This is a genomic window from Cyclobacterium sp. L-R, assembly GCF_056859355.1.
The window spans coordinates 13,668-35,374 of sequence record NZ_JBSXOH010000041.1 but is presented as its reverse complement, the minus strand read 5'-3'; the positions used below and the strand labels follow the sequence as shown (position 1 = coordinate 35,374).

The following is a 21,707-nucleotide window of genomic DNA, read 5'->3' as shown; positions in this document are numbered from 1 at the left end:
AATCTTTCTTACCATTTTGATTTCTATTCTGGTAAATGAAGGTTAATTTTCTAAAAAAATAATTAAATGTTTATTACAATCCCACTTGAACCCAAACAAATCTCCTACCTGAAAGGGAATGGAATGTTGCTTTCGGGCGAAGAAGTAATTGATTCGTATCAGGCAGGAAAAGGGAACATGAATGTCACCCTGAAGATAAAAACCAACAAACGCATCTTTGTCCTGAAACAATCTCGGCCATTTGTTGTCAAATTTCCGGAAGTGCCTGCCCCATTAGATAGGATAGAAATAGAATTAAAATTCTACAATGAAATAAATAAAGACAATTTATTGGCCTGCTTTTCTCCAGCCGTATTGGGATTTGATAAAAATGCCTGGCTCTTGGCCATAGAACACCTAGATGAAGGAGGCGATTATTTGTGGTTATATGAAAACAAAAACAGCCTCAATAGAGAGGTAATAGACCTTTTGTTGACCTACCTTAAAAAACTGCACCAATTACCCGTAACCGATTTCCCTATCAATCAAGAGATGAGGAAACTGAATCACCAGCACATTTTTGTATTGCCTTTTTTACCTGACAATGGATTTAACCTGGACCAAATCCAGGAAGGCTTACAAGATCTATCTACCATGGTGAAAGACAAGCCTGAACTAATAGAGAAAATAAATCTTTTAGGGGAAAGGTACCTGAAGCCGGGAGATGTGCTTATCCATGGAGATTTCTATCCAGGTAGCTGGTTTGAGACGGAAAAGGGATTAAAAATCATAGATACAGAATTTGCATTTTTAGGCGAGCCAGAATTTGATTTGGCCGTCATGTTAGCCCATTTAAAACTTTCATCCACTGCTGTAAGCGAACTACTTAGAATCATTGAAAGCTACCCCTTAAAAAATGAAATTTTAGCACAGTATACTGGTGTTGAAATATTGCGTAGACTGTTTGGCTTGGCACAACTTCCCCTTTCTCTATCCTTAGAAGAGAAAAAAAAATTAGCAACATTTGCCATAAATCTGATTATGAATGAGAAATTTTAACTTTTGTATCTATGTTTTCATTGGCTGTTGTTTATGGGCCTGTGAAGGGGGAAAACAAGAGAATATTAAAAAAGCTGACTTACCAGTTTCCGAACTAAGCCAATCTGAGCTATCTGATAAAGTGAAAGGCCTGATTGTGGGAAGTGCCATTGGTGATGCCATGGGAGCTCCTACAGAAATGTGGGCCAGGGAAGATATTCAAAAGACCTATGGTTGGGTTACTAGTTTGGACACCATGGTTCGAGAAGTCTCGCCAGAGGGAATATGGAAGGCAAATCTACCCGCTGGAGGTACTACAGATGATACCCGTTGGAAAGCCTTGATTGTGGATTTCATGTCGGAGCAAAATAGCCTGAGCCTAGATGTAGACGCCTTCTCTAATCACATTATACATACTTACGAAGCATATTTTAACAGGTACAAATCCTTGAAGCCTGACCAAACCAAAGACTTGGAAGAGACAAACCTTAAAGTCTTGTGGTTACAAGAATGGTATAAGGTCTCTCTTGCCATAAAGGAAAATAAACTCAAACCTTACCAAAAGGCCATGGGTAAATTCTATGGTGGTGAAATGGTATGTGCCGGCTTATTGTATGCCCCTACTCTGGGCTTATTGTACCCCGGCGACCCGGAAATGGCCTACAAGCAAGCCTATAATTTAAGTATTTACGATCTGGGACTGGCCAAAGACATCAGTGCCCTCTCTGCTGCTATGACATCTGCTGCACTTACTGCTAATGGTAATCAAAATGCGGTTTTGCGTGTTTTAAAGGATATAGACCCCGAAGGTTACTTCTCTAGTCGTCTTGTAGGTAGAAGCAGTTATCGGGTATATGAGTTGGCTCTGGATATTGTTGCAGAAGCCAAAGACAGTTTAGGTACAGATTTAAAACCAAACAAAACCACCTTAATCCCAGAGTCCTCTATTCTTCGTGCCTACCAACTCCTAGATCAGAACCTCCAAGACATGCCTTTCCATGCTGCCGAAATCCACCTTCAGGTACTTACAGCCATGCTTTTCAACGATTTCAAATTTAAGGAGACAATGATTTTCCTAGTAAATTATGGGAGAGACAATGATACTACCGCAGCGATTGCTGGGGCTATTTTAGGTGCTTACCACGGCTATGCCCAACTACCCATAGAAATGCGGGAACAGGTGGAAAAAGTAAATGATGAATTATTGGACATAAATCTTGAAAAATTGGCGGAAAAGCAAATTAATAATACCCTTTCACTTTACTTTTGGCCCGATTAAATAGTTTTTAAGTAATAAAATAAAACCACCCAAAATAACAACTATGGAAAGTAATGTGTTAACTGCTGTTTTTCTCCCTTTAGCGCTGGCTTTTATTATGCTTGGCATGGGACTAACCCTAAGTATAAAGGATTTTAAAAACATCTTTGTTTCCCCTAAGGCATTAAGTCTTGGTCTTTTTTGTCAATTAATTATGTTACCGGTCTTGGGATTTATCCTCATCCTTGCCTTTGGTCTCTCAGGTACTATGGCTGTAGGTGTTATGATCATTGCAAGCTGCCCTGGAGGACCTACTTCCAATATGATTACCCACCTTTGCAAAGGGGACACGGCCCTTTCTATCAGCCTCACCGCAATGAGTTCTATCATAACGATCATCACCATTCCTCTGTACATCAACTATTCAATTATCTTTTTTGGTGAAGAAGGAATAGTTGCACTACCTGTTTTACAAACCATTGTCCAAATAACCGGTGTGACGCTAGTTCCAGTCGCCATTGGTATGTTCTTAAAACATCTCTTTCCTGCCCTCTCCCAAAAAGCTGATAAAACAGTAAGAATCGCCTCTATTGTGTTTTTTGTAATCATTGTAGGTGGTGCCATCTTTAAGGAGAAAGACAATATTATCGGTTTCTTTGCCGAAGCAGGTCCAGTTACCTTGATCTTGAATGTGCTTACCTTCGGTTTTGCCTTCTTGCTTGCCAAGCTTTTTGCATTGCCTTACAAGCAACAAATATCCATTAGTATTGAATCAGGCATTCAAAATGGCACACTTGGCATCATGATCGCGGCCACCTTATTGCAAAATTCCGCCATGGTGATCCCTGTAGTCATCTACAGTCTGATCATGTTTATTGCCTCCATATTGGTAATCGTATTTGCAGGGAAAAATGAAAAGCCAGAATTGGCGAGCAATTGATTGTGAAATCAATTGCTCCTATTGCTGGAATGTTAAAACTTGTTTTTAGAATTGGTTTTCCTTTAAATCTTTTGCCAGACTGGCAACTTTCAATTTTCTGTTCCGCTTTATGTATGCCATGTCTGATGAATTGTCAACCATCAACTGCCGGTTGTAGTAATTGATATGTTCAAAAATGCCAAATAAATTGGCTAAAACAGCCCAAAGCATTAAATTTTCTGGGATAATTTTCCAGTTATTTAAAAAAAGTTGGATGATAAAAACTACAGGTATTAACCTTATCAACAGTAAATTTAATTTCTTTGCGTTTTTAAAAAGGTTTAAGTTTTTTTCTTGATTGAAAGGCTTTTCTATCAATCGATAGTATTTCAATTTCCAGTAGTGTTGTCCTTGGATCAATATTACTATGCAGATCAAGAGACCATATAGTAGAAATACAATATCATATATGGAATTCTTAAAAATGAGGTAAATAAAAATCAATGGAAATGAAACAAAAGCATGAAACCTTTCCATTGGGTAATATTTCTTTAGTCGGTTAATTAGTTTTTGTTTACCCATCTTTTCTGTTTAGTCCATAGCTTTGAATAAAAAGGGCAGACCCAATAAATTCAAAATATCTAAAAAGGCTTTTAATTTGTAAAGCCGTCCGAAAGTATAAATGTAGGAAGATATTTTCGCTTACTTAAGAGCCAAGAGAATCAAAAAAATCCTTTAACATCACTGAGGTTGGAAGCGTAAAGGTCAATGGCAAAAGAATTGTAATCACTTTTATCCACCATTTCTTTTTTGAAAGCAAAACAAGAATGACCCCTATTGGGTATAAAATAAGGCTTAGGAATAGAAAAAACATTGTCCATGAAAAATAACTGGCCAAAAGTATGGCAACAAGCCCTCCAATGTAGAAAGCATTGCGTTTTTTTAATTCTTCCATCATGTAAATTTTAGGGTTTTGATAATAATTGCAGGCTAATCAAGCTGAAATTTGCAAAGGATAACCCACTCCTGGAAAGGTAGAGAAGCCACTACCAATAGGTTTTAATTCTATATATTATCCTAATATAACAATTAAATATTTTACAATAATGATTTAAAAGAATTTTATTTTGAACCAAGTATAATAAACCAGCCTACTATTGGCCAAACCTTCTTTTTTGTATTCGATCATAATCCATCCTATAATTTGGGTTTTCCGTCTTTAATAACCTGTCCCAAAACCTAAAATACAAACCATAATTCCCCTTAGGTTTTGCATGATGAAGATTATGATAAGTTGAGCTAATGAGGACTTCAAATAAAAGAGAGTTCCTGAACCATTTTGGTGCAATTTCATAGCCTAAATGCCCATAAACGTTAATACAAAAAGACAATAACCCAAAAAATATCAATGAAAAAGGATGCATGGGAATCAAACATAAAATTAAAGGAACAGCCATGGCTTCGGTAATTGTTTCATAAAAAAATCTGGAGGCTTGGCTAAACAAAATCAAATCAACATTGGCCACAACCTGATGTTCTGGGATTAATTTTAAGGTAATTTCTTCTCCCTTGTCATTGATGTTAAAACAACGAACCAAACCACTTTTAATATAGAAAACATCATTCCTTTTGGAGCCTTCATTTATGAGAAGCTCTTTCTTGCTAAATGAACCATTTTTTGAAGCCTTTAATAAAACCTGGATATCCTTTAAACTAAGCTCCTTGCCAAACTTATAAATTTGTTTTAATCTGTTTAAATCGACCAAATAAGTTAAAGCTAATTGTATTTGAAATTCCTAAGCTAAAAATAGAATATACACAGCATAAAGAATATTTCCATTATCTAGGCATTATTAACCCTACTTTTCAATACAATTGCTTAATAAAATCCTCTTTTTGAGAGGAATTGCTTTGCTTTTAGCTGCAATTTTCAGCAATTCCTGTTTCTTTTCTTTTGCGAATACCAGTTGAAATAAGGATGCCACTGTTAAACTGTTTTCAGGCCGTTCTACCAGAATAAATTCGTCACCAATGCCAACATGTCCTTCTTCTAGAATGCTTACATAAGTACCTCCAAAACCATGTTCAATAAATTGCTTAAGTACTTTTTGGGTTCCAAATTTATGTCCAAACTTATAACAGGGTTCTCTGTATTGGGAAATCTGAACCACGGCATCCCCTACATTATAAATCGCCCCCAGCAGCACCTCTCTTTCATCAAATCCACTAACTGTAAGGTTTTCTCCAAACATGCCCCAAGACCAATCAAGATCAGGATACAAATCCTTCCAGTAGGGGTATTGTTCAGCAGAAAACAAATAACAGGCTTTATAATAGCCTCCATGATTCAAGCGATTGGAAATCTCATCACCTAAAACATCGTTTTTCGTTAAATAGAGCCGTTCATTTGTAGGCTTTTTATAGATGCCAGTTGTTTCTTCCTTGCCTTTCCAAAGAAAGGTAGTTGGTGTTCCAATATTCGTTGAGATTATTTTCATAGGCTGTTATTTTCAAGAATTCCCTATATACGAAGAAGGATAACAATGCTTTGACCCTTCCCTATTCATTACTTTACTTGTTCAATTAATTCGAGTCTTTTGACGGTACTGTTTACTTCTAAAATTGAACCTGGAGACAATACTGCATTGGCACCAATTTTAGAATTATCGCCTACCAATGACCCGAATTTTTCTGTTTTTGTATCAATTAGCTGTCCATTATGCTTAATGAAAATCGTTTTAATCTGTCTTTCATTATAGTGGTTGGCACAAATTGAACCTGCTTCAAAATTAATGTTTTTGCCTATTACACTGTTCCCAATATAGTTGAAGTGGGCCACCGCTGAATGATCTAAAATTATCGATTGTTTGACTTCTGAACCCGGACCGATCTTAACAGATTTACCTAAATAAATAGGCCCTCTAAAGTAAGCGTGTGCACCTATAAAGCAATTTTCAGAAATAATTAGGCTCCCCTTCAAAATTGCGCCTTGTTCTATCGTTGCCGTTTTATGTATTGCAATATTGTCTTCAATCCTATATTCAGATGACAGTTTGGATATTCGTTCATTAATGGTGTTTTCCAAGTCGTTGACAAACTCCCAAGGCGCTTTATTGATGCTTTGAGGGAAAAGTAAACTAAACCCGTCAATATATTGCCCAATATTTATCATACTTCGTAAAATTCGATTGGCAAGTTGTCTGGGTCAGCTATAAAGGTAAACTTCTTATTGGTGAATTCATCTATTCGAACTTCTTCTGCTATTACTTCCTTTAAATTCAAATATTCAATCGCCTCGTTTATATCCTTTACTCCAAAAGCAATATGCCTCAGACCATTCGCTTCGGGCCTTGAGGGTCTTGATGGTGGGTCTGGAAAAGAGAAAAGTTCGATTAAATATTGCCCGTTTAAGGAAAGGTCAAGTTTATAGGATTGCCTTTCCTCTCTGTAGATTTCTTTGTCAATCGTAAATCCTAAAATATCGGTGTAAAACTTTTTAGATCTATTGTAGTCCGAACAAATTATTGCGATGTGGTGTAGCTTTTCAATTTTCACTATATCTATTTTTGGTTGCTGTGGGTAATGTACAATGGAGGAAAATACCTATCCCTAAGTGGTGTTTATCCTTGAATGCATTACTAATTTAATGGATTAATAAGTATTGTTGCCTACATGAAAGTAAATTTCATCGCTGCTTGTTCCAAAATGCCTGATTAAAGTGCAATGCACCTAAAATCTATTTTAATCGTCCTATTAGAAATCATTTCCGGGACACGAAATACTTCAATCACTATTGCCAATAATTAAACATTGCTTTCAGCTATTATAATTAAAGCATTTGATTCGCATACCAAGCCAGCCTCACTTTGGAAAACTGAGGCGATTAATTGAGGCGTTTATTACCTCTTCCAAAAGTTCTTAAAATATAATTTATCAGTCCCTTTAGTTATTAAATAATTAAAAAGCATTGCATTAAGCTCAGCTTCTTAATTACTTATTTAACTTGGCAGATAGTAAAAGGTTACTTCTTGAAGGATTTTCTTTATTTTTCGTACTATTATAATATGGTTCAGGCCACAAGTCTTTAAATATAAATTTGAAACATGTCTTTTGAAAAACTCAAGCTCCATCCTTCGATACTATCCAATATTACTTCTCTGGGATATGAGAGCCCTACGCCTATTCAAACTCAAGCCATCCCTGTGTTAATCAAAGGAAGGGATCTACTAGGAATTGCTAAAACAGGCTCAGGCAAGACAGTTAGTTATGTGGCGCCAATATTGAATAAAATGGCCTATGGACCTGCGCCTAAAAAAAGTAGGCAGCCAAAAGTTCTGGTTCTAGTCCCATCTCGAGAATTGGCTATTCAGGTTGTCGAAGTATTTAAAGAATTGTCTCATAAGTTACCCCATCCGATCAAATCTATGGCCATCTATGGTGGTGTATCCATCAATCCTCAAATGAAAGCTATTTTCGGAGTGGACATATTAGTTGCCACCCCAGGACGATTGCTAGACTTACAAAGGTCCAGTGCTATAGATCTATCAAAGGTGGAAACATTAGTGTTAGATGAAGCTGATAAGATGTTAAATCTTGGTTTCGAAAAAGAAATGCAAGAAATCTTTGCGCTTTTGCCTGGCAAAAGGCAAAACATGTTGTTTTCGGCAACATTAAGTGATCAGTTGGCAGGAATCAACCGTGTATTGCTTTCAAATCCAGAAGTTGTGGAAGTAAAGGACAATGCTGAAGATGTGGAATTGATAAACTTATCTGGCTACTTCGTGAGTGATGAGCGCAAAGGCCCTTTGCTAAGACACTTACTCAGAGAAAATGAAATGAGCCAAGTATTGGTATTTACCTCTTCTGGGGTTAAAGCAGATGCGGTAGCTAGAAAGCTATACAATAATGGGTTTGAAGCAGATTCAATCCATGGGAAGAAGAGTCAGTTTGCAAGATTAAAGGCATTAGAGGATTTCAAATCCGGAAAAATACAAGTATTGGTGGCTACAGATTTGATCTCTAGAGGGATTGATTTCCTTGAGCTTCCTTATGTTATAAATTATGAATTGCCTAGATCTCCTAAGGACTTTGTACACCGAGTAGGCCGTACTGGGAGAGCCAAAACTGAGGGCTTGGCCATCACTTTTGTAACAAGAGATGAAACCCACCACTTCAAAGTAATTCTGAAGAAAATGAAGCGTTATATCGATATGGTGGACAGTGAAACCTTAGATTTTTAACCTTACGGTTACTACTTGGGCCAATAATACCAGCCCACTTAAACCCGAAATATGCAATAGACATTCTATTACTTGATGAAAACGCTATAAAATCAGCCACTTCGGTGCTATTTTCAATTTCACCATAGCGGTGCTATGCTAAAATCTCCAAACGGCCTGATTTTCTTGCGATTGCAACACTTCCCGTAAACACGGGACAGGCATCACCCCTGACCTTGTCAGGGCGGAGAAATCCTATCACATAATCCGGGTTAAAGCGTAATAAGAGCAAATTCTATTGACCTCATTGTTAAATTAAATAGATATTCTGCTTTGATGTCCAATAGAAATATACACAATTAAAGACAAAAACGGTTCGGATTAAAACCCGGACCGTTTTTGTTTCAATGCATTGTTCATCACCTTATTCTGTCTAATTAGGCGAATGTAGACCAAGTTTATTTCCTTCTGTATCTAAAAACAAGGCGAAAAATCCACTTTCATCCGCATGGGCTGTTTTCGGAACAATGATTTTCCCACCATTTCCCTCGACCTTACCAAGGATATTTTGAAGGTTATCTCCACCATTTAAATACAGCGTAAGGCCATCAGCTGAGGGATTGTACCCTTCCCCTTTCATTATAACGCCTGTAACCATTTGTTCTTCGTATGGAAATACTCCCATTTCCATACCTGGCATCTCCATTTTCTCAATGGGAATGCCTAAAATTGCTTGATAAAAATCTACTGCTCTTGAAAGATCCGTGGCTGGAATTTCAAAAATTGAAACATGGCTTTTCATATATTTTTTCTTTTGATTTACCTGAGTGTCAACCGCTATTGCTTCGGTTTTGGTTTCGTTTTGGCTGTTGCAGGCCATCATACTAAAGCTTAGTAATGTGGCTGTATAAAATAAGGCTTTGTTCATATTGTCATCTTAATAATAACAATACAAATTTAGAACACTAGTAAAGACCAAAATTGTAAAAATGCGTCAGCCAGACTATTTGTAAAAAAGGGTAGAAAGTGCCATACTTTCATTGCCTAAAAACTTTTTCGGGTTGATGCCGGTAAACTCTTTAAAGTCTTTTATAAAATGGGCTTGGTCAAAATACTCACTTTCATAAGCGATATTGGTGAGGTTTTCAGTCTCTTTGTTGAGCATCATTTTTAGCGCAGTTTGTAATCGGATTACTTTACCTAACTGCTTTGGGCTAACACCTATTTGTTTCAAAAAATTTCTTTCAAGTTGTCTCCTCTTGGATAGATCCCCTTTAAGAATTGCACCTATTGAAGCACTTCCATTGGTTAATAACAGGGCATCAATGGTCGATTTTACGATAGAATCAATAGTTGATTTTTCATTCATCTTATCTAAAAGAAACCTTTCAATTATCCCTATTCGTTTCCTACTATCGCTTGCCTGAATTATCTTTTTTTCTAAGACATTGCCGTCTTTTGCACCAAACAACAATTCAATTGGCGTTTCCTTATTCACCAGGTTTTTAATCGGAATGGTTACGAAGTTTGCAAAACCATAAGGGTAAAATCGAATCGCAAAAGTATTGACATAACCTGTTGGCTCAATATAAAAAGGTTCTATTGTTTGCCCAAGCACCATTGCACGTGGTTGAATAATGAATTCACTTTCCGAAGTATAGCGTTTTATGTCATCTCCCAGGATAAAAGCCATTTCAATACAGCCATCAGGTATAATCCTTTGCTTTTGGCCATCCAATTCAGCAGGAACCTCTAAAGTCCAATAGCAGTTTACAAGTGCTTGTAAATCTGGATGTGGTTGAAATGTTTGGTAGTTCATGGCTTCTTTGAAAGTCTTTTTCGTGAAGAATAAGGTTTTAAGCTATTTGGAGAATGGAGCAATTAAAATAGTAGGGTTAAGCGAGCTATTTAAAGGCTCAGGCTGAAAGTAAATAAGGCTAATGGTTCGAAAACTGCTCTCCCAATTCAATGTAACATTAGTGGACATTTCTTTTTTCCCACTCGTTCGAAATCCTTTTAATATACATCACATGCCCCCCACCTTCAGCCATTCGGACATCAAGTTTGGTTTTAGCATTAACTTCCTGTCTTCGAATTGTATAGGATTCTTTGTTGGTAAGGAAATTAGAATTTTCGGCATCCTCATAAAGTATTGCCTCGTAATTTTCATCCTTCGACAAAAAACTTAAATCCAATGTAATCGAGCGAGCCTCTCTATTGGAAAGGGAGCCTATAAACCAATCCTCTCCTGCTTTTCTGGCAATACTGACATAATTATCCAATGCTGCATCCAGCACTTTAAAACTATCAAATTGTGCTGGCATTTTCCGAATACAGTCAAACAAATCTTCTTTTTTCAAATAGGCTTCAGGGCTATCTGGCAATACCATCCATCCAGAATAGATGGTAATAAGCTTAGCTACTTCTGCAACTACAGTTCCTGGTAGCTCCTCGAAAACTTTAGGCCTACCCATATGTGCAGTATTTAAATCAAACCATCCATTGGTCATATCCAAAGGCCCTGCAATCTGATTAATTAAAATTTGATTGATAGCTGTTTCGGGGAAATGAGAATATTTGGCATCTCCCTGAGCATGACCAAATTCTTTGGTAATAAGGTTGGGCCATGTTCTTCTATCTCCACTTGGGGGAATTGGATTGTCATGAAAGTCTACCATTAATTTATACTTGGCACACAGGGCTACAATGGCCCTGGTATTCTTCACCTTTTCTTCTGGCCCGCCTTTCATAAAGCCATATTTCACCCCAACGGCACCCCATTCTGAAAACTGCTTCAAAACCCTTTCCAGTCCAAATTTTTTAGCCCCCACATCATTTAAATAAAGGATGATCCCAATATTTTTATCGGCTGCATATTGCATACATGCTACAATGTCAATTCCTTCTCTTGTAGTGGTAGGATCAGAATTTTCATTGAACTCATCCCCATACCAATCAGCATCAATTAATAAGTACTGAATATTATTTTCAGCAGCGAAATCAATCATTCTTTTATGGGATGCTGTATTAAGTTCATATTCAAAACCATCGGCAGCTTTGTAACCCAAAACACGCCAATCCCACAGAGATTTACCCGGCTTTACCCATGAAAAGTCTTGATTTTTGCTGGGTTCATTTAGATTCACCACCAAGTCAGATTCAACCAAATCACCCACCTTTTCTCCCAACATTAAAGCCCTCCAAGAGGTCTTAAAAGGTTGGTTGCGTTTTGAATAGGCTATATGGAAACCAAGTGATTTGTCATTGGACGAAGCAGCAATGGTAAAAGGAGCAAATTCCATTATTTCTGCTTCATGGATGGCCATAAAACCATTGTCATGAAATTGCATAACAATAGGAGTTCTAACTTCTTTAATACTTTTTTCCGTCCTGAGAACAGGTCCTACATTGTGTTTTTCACCATTGTATGCCCAATAGGAATAGTCACCTCTGAAATTTAAGCTGGTTAATTCCTGATCAATTTTTACACTGTCTTGAATGGCTTCAGAGGGGAAAATATACCGATAGGCAAAACCATCATCATAAACCCTGCACTCAATTTCATACCAATAAGATGAGGACTGGTTTTTTGAAACTTTGAAATTAAATCCATTGTAATGGTTGTTGACAATCGCTTGTTTACCATTTATGGTTTCCCAGGTTTCATTAATCTCTTTCTTTTTTAAATCGCTAAAAGATACATTTTCAACAAAACTAATACCGTTTACTTTTAGTCCTATTATGGAGGTTTCCAGAATCGTATCCGAACCATTAATTACAGTAAAAATACTGGAATTGTTAATATTTGAAACATTGACCTGCAGCACCCCATTTGGAGATAACAAATGATAATCACTTTTTTTTGAACAAGATACAAAAGCCAATAAAACCAATATTATGGAAATCTTAATCTTCATACTGGCAAGTTTTTTGTTTTAACCCGGATTATGTAATAGGATTCGTAATGAGTGTTGCATATTTCGGGTTTAATGGAGGCCACATCTGTCGCAATAATATCACCTAGAAATAATACCTCAATCTAATATGCTTTTAAGGTATTTAAAAGGATTTTCTCCAACATAATGGGAATGCCTGTAATTTTACTGGGTCAGCCTAAGGTCTATAGCAATGCGGCAATCTTATCCACTAATATTTGCCAAAAAGCATAATATTTTTAGTCCCTTACTATTTTCACTATACGGCTGTATATGATTTCTGCAAGATTCCAATCATAACCATCAAAGTTAGTTGTATTGTTAAATTGAATCACAACCGTATCAATGTCTTTGAAGTATTTTGCAATACTCTGATAGCCAACAATCAAACCGGTATGCTCATACACATAAATTGAGGAATAGATTTCCTGTTCCCCTTCTTCAAACAGTGAACCATCGTTTAATGCTCTCAAGAATGTACCCACATCAGCTGCTGTGGCTAACATTCCTTGTTCCTCCGTCTTAAAATCCTGCTCCTCCCCCACATAATAGCCACTCATTACATCGTCTATATTTACTTCACTAAGTGAAGCAAAAGTATTGTTTAGTCCAAGTGGTATTAAAATCTCCTCCTTGATAAATTGGTTGTGATTGTATCCCACAACTTTATCAATGATCTGGGTAAGCAACAAGTAATTGGTGTTCGAATATTCATAATCATCACCTGGTTCAAAACTAGCCGGCATTTCAATGGCTAATTCAAGTGCTTCCTTATTGAAATTCGGACGATTTTCCCAGTAAGCAGGATTATCGATAAAGTTGGGTATACCAGATCGGTGTTGCACCATTAATCTCAAAGTAATTCTTTCTGCAAATTCAATTTTCCCCACAAGTTCAGGGAAGTAATCAGCAAGGGTATTGTCCAAAGACAAACGTTTGTCATTCGCTAATTTAGCGATAGCAACTGCGACATATAGCTTGCCTATACTGGCAATCTTAAATAGGGCATCTGGACGGGCAGGTATTTTCTTTTCCCGGTCATGCCAGCCGGCTGTATACAATGCGGGTGACTGGCCTGCTTTATCCACATAGACTACCATTCCATCAAAGCCATAGTCAATTGCTTCATTTACTTGATCCTGAACTGTGTCCGGTAATGGCATTATCCAAGCCTTAACCAAAATCCACGGTACAAAGGCCAAAGAACCTATGCTTGCAAGGATAAATACTATTCTGAGTATTTGTTTTGTTCGTTTCATAACCGTAAAGTTTCAAACCGATTCGCTATTATTTAATTGCGGTTTAGCTATCGGCAGTTTGTCCGTTTTATGTCCCATGACTAAAACTACATTCCCTCGCTTATGGCCCTTATCAATATACCTATGGGCATTTCCAACTTGTTCTAAGGGATAACTCTTGTCTATAATTGATTTTAGTTTACCTGTTTCAATGATCTCCTTTACTTCATTAAATAGTAATTTCAATTCAGCAACGGGTTTTAATCCTGTAGCAGAAAACTTTGCCTTCTTACTTCCAAAAATTGAGGTCCGTAGCATTTGGAAAAGGAGTGGCATTCCCAGTACAGGTGAGACATACATTCCCTTTTCAGTCAAAGAACTTTCGCATGCTGAAAATGACAGTTGCCCTATGGTATCGTAAATAATGTCATATGTTTGGTCATTTTTAGAAAAGTTTTGTTTCGTGTAATCAATAACATGATCGGCACCTAATGACTTGACCAATTCAATGTTTTGGGTACTACAGATTCCAGTCACCTCAGCACCATAGTATTTGGCAAGCTGTACTGCTGAAGTTCCTAAACTCCCTGAAGCGCCATTGATCAAAACTTTTTTTCCTGGTTTTATTTCAGCCAATTCCTTTAGAAAATTAATGGAGGTTAAGGCTCCATCGCAAACTGGCGCGGCTTCCTCAAAAGTCATATTATTAGGTAGGGTGGTAATTATTCCACCTTCAGGTAGACATAGATACTCTGCTTGTGTACCATAATTCTCAAGAGACTCTCCGAATACCCGGTCGTCTACCTTAAAAGTTCTCACCCCTTTCCCTATTGCTTCCACCACTCCTGCAAAGCCAGTTCCTGGAATGGGATTCTTGGGTTTCAACAGACCTAAGAATAAACGACCAATATAAGGCTTGCCTGTGCGCATCATACTTCCAGCTCTGGTGACCGAAGCGGCATATACTTTTATCAAAACTTCATTTTCCTTAGGTATTGGCTTTGGTACTTCTTGTACTTGAAGAACCTCCGCTGATCCATACCCTGTGCTTATTATTGCTTTCATCGTTAAGTGTTTTTGACAATTAAGATTTTGTTTTAATAATGAAACAAATGTAAGCCGGATGTTTTGGTAAAATGTTCTTGATTATAAATCCGAACCTATTGTAAGCCACTCTAATTCTGATTTTTAAGAAACTGCTTTGGAGTCAAACCTGTTTCTTTTTTAAAATAGGTGTTGAAAACAGTTTTTGAGTTAAACCCACTTTCATAGGCCAATCCTATTAGAGACAAGTGGGAATTGTTAGGGTCGTTCGCATTTTTTTTAAATGCTTCCACGCGGTAATGGTTGACAAACTCATTAAAGTTTTTACCAATACTTTCATTAAGCAACCAGGAGAGTTGATTTGGATGTATTTCTAAATGGTTGGCTAAAGATCGCAATGACAAATCACTATTCAGGTAGGGTTTTTCCTCCTCGAAAAGTGCTAATAATCGGTTTTTGTAGCTTTCTGTAGTATCCTCATCTAACAAAGCTTTTTTGGGGCCTATAGATTGAGGCTCATCGCTATTAGGATAAATGACTTTATGGTACTTCGTATATCTTGAATCCTTTTTTAAATCATTAACCAAAGGATCGGTGTACCTAAGGAGCAATAGGGAAGCCTTGTTTTGGAGGGACTTCTCAACCCATTGGAATGCCTTGTCGACCTCACCTAATACAGCGTGCATCAAGAATAAATAGGAATCAGACGTAAATCCATTAGATGCCTTGGCTTGTTCTTCTAATAGGTGTTGGTACTGTAAAGTTTTGGCTTTGTCTTTTTTCATCGCATAAGCCAAAGCAATGGCTCCGGTTTTTTCTCCTTCAATAATGACGTCTTCAGGCACATCATCAAAGTAAGTAATGACCTCCTCGTATTTTCCTAATTTCAATAAGCACAATGTTTTTATACTGTGGGCTGGAATATTTTTATTATTATTCGCTATGCAGCGATTCAGCATTGTCAGGGCTATTTGATAATCCTCAATCATATAATGGAAATAGGACCTGAAAAAATGGGTTTCATCTGAAAGTGGATTGATGCTTAATGCTATATCAAGGTGATTTTTTGCTTTAGCCCTATTGCCTGCAATGATATATAAAAAAGAAATAAATTGTTGTGCATCGGCATTGTTTGGATTGATCTCTATGGCTTTCTTCATTTGAGTAAGCGATTTGTCATAATCACATGCTATAAAAAAGGCTTGATTGGACAATTGATAAAAAACACCTGAAGATTCATCGTTTAATTCGATTGCCTGATTCGTATACTGAATAGTTCTCCCCCATGCTTCTTCAAACGGCATAAATCCAGTAGTTCCTAAAAAGCTATAACAGTCCGCATTTCCAACCAATGCATCAGAATAGTTGGGATCAATCTTTAATGCCTTATCATAATAGGAAATCGCCGTTTCAACATCCTTGGGATTCCATTTGTTTTTGTGAAATTTTGCTTTTAAACAGTACTCATAGGCACTGATACTTTCTGTTGGTTTGGTTACAAGGTGTTCATTTATTTCAAAGTGCCCAAAATGCTCTCTTAACTTATCCGCAATTAAAAGACTGATCTCATCCTGAACCTCGAAAATATTCTCCAGCTTCCTGTCCCATGTTTCCGACCAAAAATGAAAATCTTCCTCTGTTTGGATCAATTGCGCAGTAATCCTCATTGTATCACCAGCCAACCTTACACTACCTTCAAGAATGGCAGAAACATCCAACTCTTTCGCTATTTGTTTGATTGGAACATTTTTATTTTTGAAGAAGAAAGAGGAAGTCCTGGAAGTAACTTTCAGACTCTTAATTTTTGCCAGGGCATTGATGATCTCTTCCGTAATCCCATCACTGAAATATTCATTTTCAGCACTCGTACTCATGTTTGCAAAAGGAAGTACTGCAATGGTCTTATAGTTATTTTTTCGCTTTCCACTTATTTCCTGGAGTAGAGGGACTTTAATTCCCTCATTGCTAATTGCAAATACCTCCACTGGTTTTTCTATGTTCTTTAATTCAAAATGGCCAAGTGAAATTGTAGCAATAGTGGGATGGTTTTTTAGCTCATCATTTAATTTATTCGACAATAGAATACCACCCGCGACGCTCATGCTTTCAATCCGCGATGCGAGATTCACTCCATCCCCATACACTTCAGTTTCGCTATATACAATGTCCCCCATATGCAGCCCTATTCGCACTGGTACTGGATCACCATCTTGCAAAAGGTTTTGGATTTGGATGGCACAATTTGCCGCTTCAATAGCACTCTTGAAAACACTAAGCGTACCATCTCCATAATACTGAATGATTTCACCATTGTAGATTTTATGAAGGCTTTCGAAAACCTCTCGGTGCCGTGATCTAATCCTCATGGCCACAGCTTCATTTTTTTGCATCAATGCCGTATAGCCGACAATATCTGTAAACATGACGGCTGCCAATTGCCGTGTTATCTTACCTTTCATTAATTGTTTCTTCTGAAAATTTAAAAACCCAATGGCTCAGGAAAGTATCAATTTAACACATTCTCATTTTATAACCTTTAAAAATAAGAATAAAAAAAACAACTATCAGCATGCCCTTAATTAAACTCGAAGTATGCAATAGATATTCAATTAGGTGCTGAAATCGCCTCATAAAAAAACCTATCCTGTCAAATACAGGATAGGTCACGAAGTTTTACCACCAAGTCTTGCTAATAAGCTACTTTATTATTTTCTCATATGAATTCTAGTAACAAGATTTTAAACGGTCTTAATTTTTACCGTCTTTCACAATTACATCATGGGCACCGCCTTCAATGATACTGGTCGATGACACCAAAGTCAATTTGGCATCGGATTGTAATTCCTTAATTGAGGATATTCCACAGCTACACATAGTTGATTTAGTTTTCCCAATAGTTTGGTCTAAATTATCCTTTAACTTACCTGCATATGAAACATAACTGTCTACGCCTTCTTCAAATTTCAGATTGTCATTTCCTCCCATATCATAGCGTTGCCAATTTCTTGCTCTATTAGAACCCTCGCCCCAATATTCCTTAACATAATTTCCACCTACAAGAAGCTTTCTCGTCGGACTTTCATCGAAACGGGCAAAATACCTCCCCATCATTAAGAAATCCGCCCCCATGGCAAGTGCCAATGTAATATGATAATCCTGAACAATTCCTCCATCTGAACAGATGGGAATATATTCTCCACTTTCTATAAAGTATTCATCGCGTGCTTTGGCAACGTCAATAAGGGCAGTTGCTTGTCCTCTACCTATGCCTTTCTGTTCTCTGGTAATACAGATAGAACCTCCACCAACACCAACTTTTACAAAATCGGCACCAGCTTTGGCTAAATATAGGAAGCCTTCTCTATCTACCACATTACCAGCACCAATCAAAACATTGCCATCGTATTTTTCTTTCACATAAGAGATGGTGTCTTTTTGCCATTCTGAGAAGCCATCTGAAGAGTCAATACACAACACATCAACACCAGCTTCTACTAATGCTGGTACCCTTTCCTCATAATCTCTTGTGTTAATCCCTGCCCCTACCACCAACCTTTTCTTTTCATCTGACAGCTCGTTTGGGTGGTCTTTATGGCTGTCATAATCTTTGCGAAACACAAAATACTTTAATTTGCCATTCTTATCGACAATTGGCAAATTGTTCAATTTATGCTCCCAGATGGTATCATTGGCCTCATTTAAAGTGATTCCATCCTTTGCTGTTATCAAATTGGATAAGGGTGTCATAAAATCTTTCACCTTCTTACTCAAGCTTTCCTTGCTAACCCTGTAATCCCTACTCGTAATTAGCCCTAATAGCTTGCCACAAGAGGTGCCATCATCTGTTACGCCAACGGTTGAGAAACTCGTCTCTTTTTTTAAGGCCAATACATCCTCTAGGGTATGTTCAGGCGTTAAATTGGCTCTACTTTCTACAAAGCCAGCCTTATATTTTTTTACCTCCATCACCATTTTGACTTGATCTTCAATTGACTGAGAACCAAAGATAAATGACAGGCCTCCTTCTTTTGCCAAAGCGATGGCAAGTCCATTGTCAGATACCGATTGCATAATGGCAGAGACAAAGGGAATATTTAGGGTGATTTTCGGAACTTCCCCTTTTTTATACTTAACTAATGGTGTTTTTAGATTTACTGTGTCTGGGGTGTTTGACTTCCTTGTTAATCCAGGTAATATCAAGTACTCGCTGAAGGTCCTTGAAATTTCATTTATTATATTTGCCATATTTTTTTCAAATAAAATTCTACAAAATTAGAAATTAATTTTGGTAGATATGCTTAATTTATAATTTACTCTTCATTTTAAGCCATTGTCTATTCTGAATCAAAGGTTTAGAATTAGAATTGGCTACCGATTCCCTTGCCCTAACTAAACGATTGCATGATATTTATAATATTAAAATTAGGTTAATAGCTTTAATTAGTTTATAAAATATTGTCAAAACTGTCGTGAATTGCTATCAATTCACTGCAAATTAACCTTTATTTCGTTCACCTTCTGATTACGAACTATGCTTAACTTTAAATATCCATGCCATAAATTTTCCTGATATTTTATAAGCAGTTCTGAAATGTTTTTTATTTTTTCCCCTTCAACCCCAACAATAACATCGCCATCCTTTATTCCTGACATTGCTAATTTACTTTCATTTTTTACACTTAACACAATTACCCCATCCATATTATGTAAACCTGATGCAGATTGTTCTGCTAGGGTTTCCACATTTTTAAGTGTAGCACCAAGCCAACCTTTTGTGCTTTTGGTGTCATTTTGAAAATAGGGCGCATTTAATTCTGGAATGCTCGGTTGTTTGGCAATGGCTTTTAATTCCGCTTTTTGAACGCCAAAATTGTCCATAGGAAAATTTTTGAATCCCAATTGAAGTGCAGGAGAATTCTCTGCAACCGTAAAGTCCCCCGTTTCAGGAGAAACAAACATTGGATTTCCGTAAAGACTATTGGTATCAGTATTGTTTTCCTGAGCTAAGACCAAAGACTCGGCATCAGGAAATAGGTTATAATCCACTTCCTTACCCCAACCCGTAAGCCGAATTGGGAAATGTTTGGTCATTGTAATGTTTTTTCTAAAAACATCTTTACTATTGGCAAACCAAACATGTGGATGAAAACCGTTGTTTACCATTATATTATTTTCAACTACCCTATCAAAACCTTCACGAAGTTTGAGACCTCCGTTCAAGCATAAATTATTATAAATATGGTAATTGGATGAGCCATCATCTAAATCAATATCCCAACCATGGTCACAACGAAAACGATTGTTTCGGATAATGGTTGTGTGAATGGCATCCCAATAGGGCATTTGAGGATTTGCTTGTACTAAACTGTCAATAATTTTTCTGTTTGGATGCCAGAAACGGTCTCTACCCCAAGAGTTGAATGCTCCATGATCCCCAGTTTCCATAACAGTATTAAACACATCATTATTTTCAATAAGATGTCCTCCCCAAGTACCTTCACTTACATTGATTCCTGCCCGCGGGACCTCATAAATACTATTGTTTTTCACATGAATATTCATGGCCATAGAGATCTGAACTCCTGCCACTTGCTTTTCTATGCGTCCAATTTTATAAATCAGGTTGTTCTCAACTTTACAGTCTGCGGGATACAAATCATTGGTTGGGCCTTGAATACTGTCGATCTCTGCAATAGGGACATACTCGTTGTATTGATAAGATGCTGAACGAACAGCAGTAGAATCTCCCACAAAACTGATTGCTGTTGCCCCACAATCATGAATGTGATTACCAATTATTTCAGTATTTCTATTGTACCCATTGACGAAAATCACGTTCCCTCCTAAATTGATAAATTCGCATTCCTTAATAGTGATGGACTCGGTTCCGCTTAATAAAATTGACCCTCCTCTGTAGATTGTCCAATCGCTACGAAGCAACTTACTATAATCCTCCATAAAAGTTCGCATGGCATGTTCAAAACGTATCCCTTCAATATTGACATTTTTAACAGGATTTTCGGAGTTCCCAATTACCTCAATAAGGTGCTTTAAAGTGGATACCTCAGTGGTTGAATTGACTAAATCAGTACCGTCCTTAGCCCACAGGTAAAGTTTGTTTTCCTGTTTATCAAAATACCATTCTCCTTCACTGTCCAACTCTTCAAAAATATTTTCTACCATTCTAAGTTCAGGGTGCATAGCTGAAGGTCTATTATTTTGATGTCCACCAATTAGACTTAGTTCTCCAGTTGAATCTACCCCAGTTATCTGATAATGAAAACCACCCCATCGGCCACGATGCATGGCGTGTACAAAACCTCCCTTAGGTTCCTTCCATAACGCTACACGTTCTTTTGCTATGGCATCCTCAGCATGGCCTTGCCAAGCCCCTCCATTTTCATCGAAATTAGGATACCTAGCCAGAATCTGCTTTTCTCCATTGATAAATAGCTGATTAAAAACCAGGTCTTCTTTAAGCTCGGTAATCCAAATATTTTTATCGAATGCTTTCCAGTTTGTCTCCAGAACCGTTGAACCTTTAACACTTACTTTGTCTGTACCTTCCCCGATAAGAGCGATATTGCTTAGTTCTGGGGGAATTACCAAAGGGGTTGACAAATGATATTCCCCTTCCTTCAAATGGATGGTTATCGTTTCATTGGTATTTTTTCTGATTTTAATTGCTTCTTCCAAGGCTTTTTCAATGGTTTGGAAAGGCATTTCACTTGTTCCATCATTCTTATTATTACCATTGGCACTAACATAAATGGTTAGCTCTTTACTGCCACAACTTATAAGAACAAATGTTGTTAGTAATACAATAATTTTTGCTTTTAAATTATCCACTGTTTTTTTTTAAATTCTTTGATATGTTTAAGAATCCCACGTTTTTCCAAGTACAATAAATATCTTTTATAGTCTAAGGGTAATTATCTCTTGATAGCATTCCTATTGTCTTGATCCTAAGATAGGAAAATATGCAGTCATTTAAATCCAGTTATTGTAATAGGATTTCTCCACCCTGACAGTAGTCAGAGGTAAAGCCTGTCACCTGTTTAGGGGAATTGTTGCAAT

18 protein-coding genes are annotated in these 21,707 nt (G+C 37.1%); 4 read left to right on the top strand and 14 right to left on the bottom strand.

Going from position 1 to position 21,707, the window contains the following annotated elements:
* The first annotated feature begins 66 nt into the window (after positions 1–66).
* Genes AC13EX_RS04095 through AC13EX_RS04085 form a run of 3 tightly spaced genes read left to right on the top strand, consistent with a single transcriptional unit; the run spans position 67 to position 3,215 of the window.
* A complete protein-coding gene (locus AC13EX_RS04095) occupies positions 67–1,038 on the top strand; it encodes a phosphotransferase (RefSeq protein WP_482891654.1) in 972 nt (323 codons plus the stop codon).
* A complete protein-coding gene (locus tag AC13EX_RS04090; protein WP_482891653.1) occupies positions 1,025–2,296 on the top strand; it encodes an ADP-ribosylglycohydrolase family protein in 1,272 nt (423 codons plus the stop codon). The genes AC13EX_RS04095 and AC13EX_RS04090 overlap by 14 nt, the downstream gene beginning before the upstream one ends.
* Positions 2,297–2,339: 43 nt before the next feature.
* Complete coding sequence (locus AC13EX_RS04085; RefSeq protein WP_482891652.1) at positions 2,340–3,215, top strand: bile acid:sodium symporter family protein; 876 nt, start codon at positions 2,340–2,342, stop codon at positions 3,213–3,215.
* Positions 3,216–3,260: 45 nt separating this feature from the next.
* Here AC13EX_RS04085 and AC13EX_RS04080 read toward each other — a convergent pair whose 3' ends face one another.
* From AC13EX_RS04080 to gloA2, 6 genes are all read right to left on the bottom strand, one after another.
* Positions 3,261–3,776 (bottom strand): hypothetical protein, encoded by a 516-nt coding sequence (locus AC13EX_RS04080; RefSeq protein ID WP_482891651.1) that lies wholly within the window; start codon positions 3,774–3,776, stop codon positions 3,261–3,263.
* A 124-nt stretch (positions 3,777–3,900) separates the two neighbouring features.
* Positions 3,901–4,152, bottom strand: coding sequence for a hypothetical protein (locus tag AC13EX_RS04075; protein ID WP_482891650.1), 252 nt, complete (start codon positions 4,150–4,152; stop codon positions 3,901–3,903).
* A 196-nt stretch (positions 4,153–4,348) separates the two neighbouring features.
* Positions 4,349–4,960: a sterol desaturase family protein gene (locus AC13EX_RS04070; RefSeq protein WP_482891649.1), complete on the bottom strand. Its 612-nt coding sequence runs from the start codon at positions 4,958–4,960 to the stop codon at positions 4,349–4,351.
* A 93-nt stretch (positions 4,961–5,053) separates the two neighbouring features.
* Positions 5,054–5,692: an MOSC domain-containing protein gene (locus AC13EX_RS04065; RefSeq protein ID WP_482891648.1), complete on the bottom strand. Its 639-nt coding sequence runs from the start codon at positions 5,690–5,692 to the stop codon at positions 5,054–5,056.
* A gap of 68 nt (positions 5,693–5,760) precedes the next feature.
* The gene (locus tag AC13EX_RS04060) at positions 5,761–6,366 is read right to left on the bottom strand and encodes a DapH/DapD/GlmU-related protein (protein WP_482891647.1); all 606 of its coding nucleotides are present in this window, start codon (positions 6,364–6,366) and stop codon (positions 5,761–5,763) included.
* Positions 6,363–6,749 carry an SMU1112c/YaeR family gloxylase I-like metalloprotein gene (gloA2, locus tag AC13EX_RS04055; protein ID WP_482891646.1) on the bottom strand — a complete coding sequence of 129 codons (387 nt, stop codon included), beginning with the start codon at positions 6,747–6,749 and terminating at the stop codon, positions 6,363–6,365. Before gloA2 ends, AC13EX_RS04060 begins: the two co-directional genes overlap by 4 nt.
* 548 nt (positions 6,750–7,297) lie before the next feature.
* On the opposite strand from gloA2, the gene AC13EX_RS04050 reads away from it, so the two are divergent.
* Positions 7,298–8,434 (top strand): DEAD/DEAH box helicase, encoded by a 1,137-nt coding sequence (locus AC13EX_RS04050; protein ID WP_482891645.1) that lies wholly within the window; start codon positions 7,298–7,300, stop codon positions 8,432–8,434.
* Positions 8,435–8,846: 412 nt separating this feature from the next.
* On the opposite strand, the gene AC13EX_RS04045 is transcribed toward AC13EX_RS04050, so the two are convergent.
* From AC13EX_RS04045 to AC13EX_RS04010, 8 genes are all read right to left on the bottom strand, one after another.
* Positions 8,847–9,341 carry a VOC family protein gene (locus AC13EX_RS04045; protein WP_482891644.1) on the bottom strand — a complete coding sequence of 165 codons (495 nt, stop codon included), beginning with the start codon at positions 9,339–9,341 and terminating at the stop codon, positions 8,847–8,849.
* Positions 9,342–9,416: 75 nt separating this feature from the next.
* Positions 9,417–10,232 (bottom strand): AraC family transcriptional regulator, encoded by an 816-nt coding sequence (locus tag AC13EX_RS04040; RefSeq protein ID WP_482891643.1) that lies wholly within the window; start codon positions 10,230–10,232, stop codon positions 9,417–9,419.
* Positions 10,233–10,389: 157 nt separating this feature from the next.
* On the bottom strand, positions 10,390–12,330 hold the full coding sequence (locus tag AC13EX_RS04035; RefSeq protein WP_482891642.1) for a glycoside hydrolase family 97 protein: 1,941 nt from the start codon (positions 12,328–12,330) through the stop codon (positions 10,390–10,392).
* Between the two features lie 257 nt (positions 12,331–12,587).
* Positions 12,588–13,607, bottom strand: a complete 1,020-nt coding sequence (locus tag AC13EX_RS04030) for a serine hydrolase domain-containing protein (RefSeq protein ID WP_482891641.1) — start codon at positions 13,605–13,607, stop codon at positions 12,588–12,590.
* A gap of 12 nt (positions 13,608–13,619) precedes the next feature.
* Positions 13,620–14,651: an NAD(P)-dependent alcohol dehydrogenase gene (locus AC13EX_RS04025; protein WP_482891640.1), complete on the bottom strand. Its 1,032-nt coding sequence runs from the start codon at positions 14,649–14,651 to the stop codon at positions 13,620–13,622.
* Between the two features lie 110 nt (positions 14,652–14,761).
* A complete protein-coding gene (locus AC13EX_RS04020) occupies positions 14,762–17,089 on the bottom strand; it encodes a helix-turn-helix domain-containing protein (RefSeq protein WP_482891639.1) in 2,328 nt (775 codons plus the stop codon).
* 289 nt (positions 17,090–17,378) lie between these two features.
* Positions 17,379–18,875, bottom strand: coding sequence for an IMP dehydrogenase (locus tag AC13EX_RS04015; protein WP_482891638.1), 1,497 nt, complete (start codon positions 18,873–18,875; stop codon positions 17,379–17,381).
* A gap of 240 nt (positions 18,876–19,115) precedes the next feature.
* Positions 19,116–21,479 carry a right-handed parallel beta-helix repeat-containing protein gene (locus AC13EX_RS04010; protein ID WP_482891637.1) on the bottom strand — a complete coding sequence of 788 codons (2,364 nt, stop codon included), beginning with the start codon at positions 21,477–21,479 and terminating at the stop codon, positions 19,116–19,118.
* Positions 21,480–21,707 lie beyond the last annotated feature (228 nt).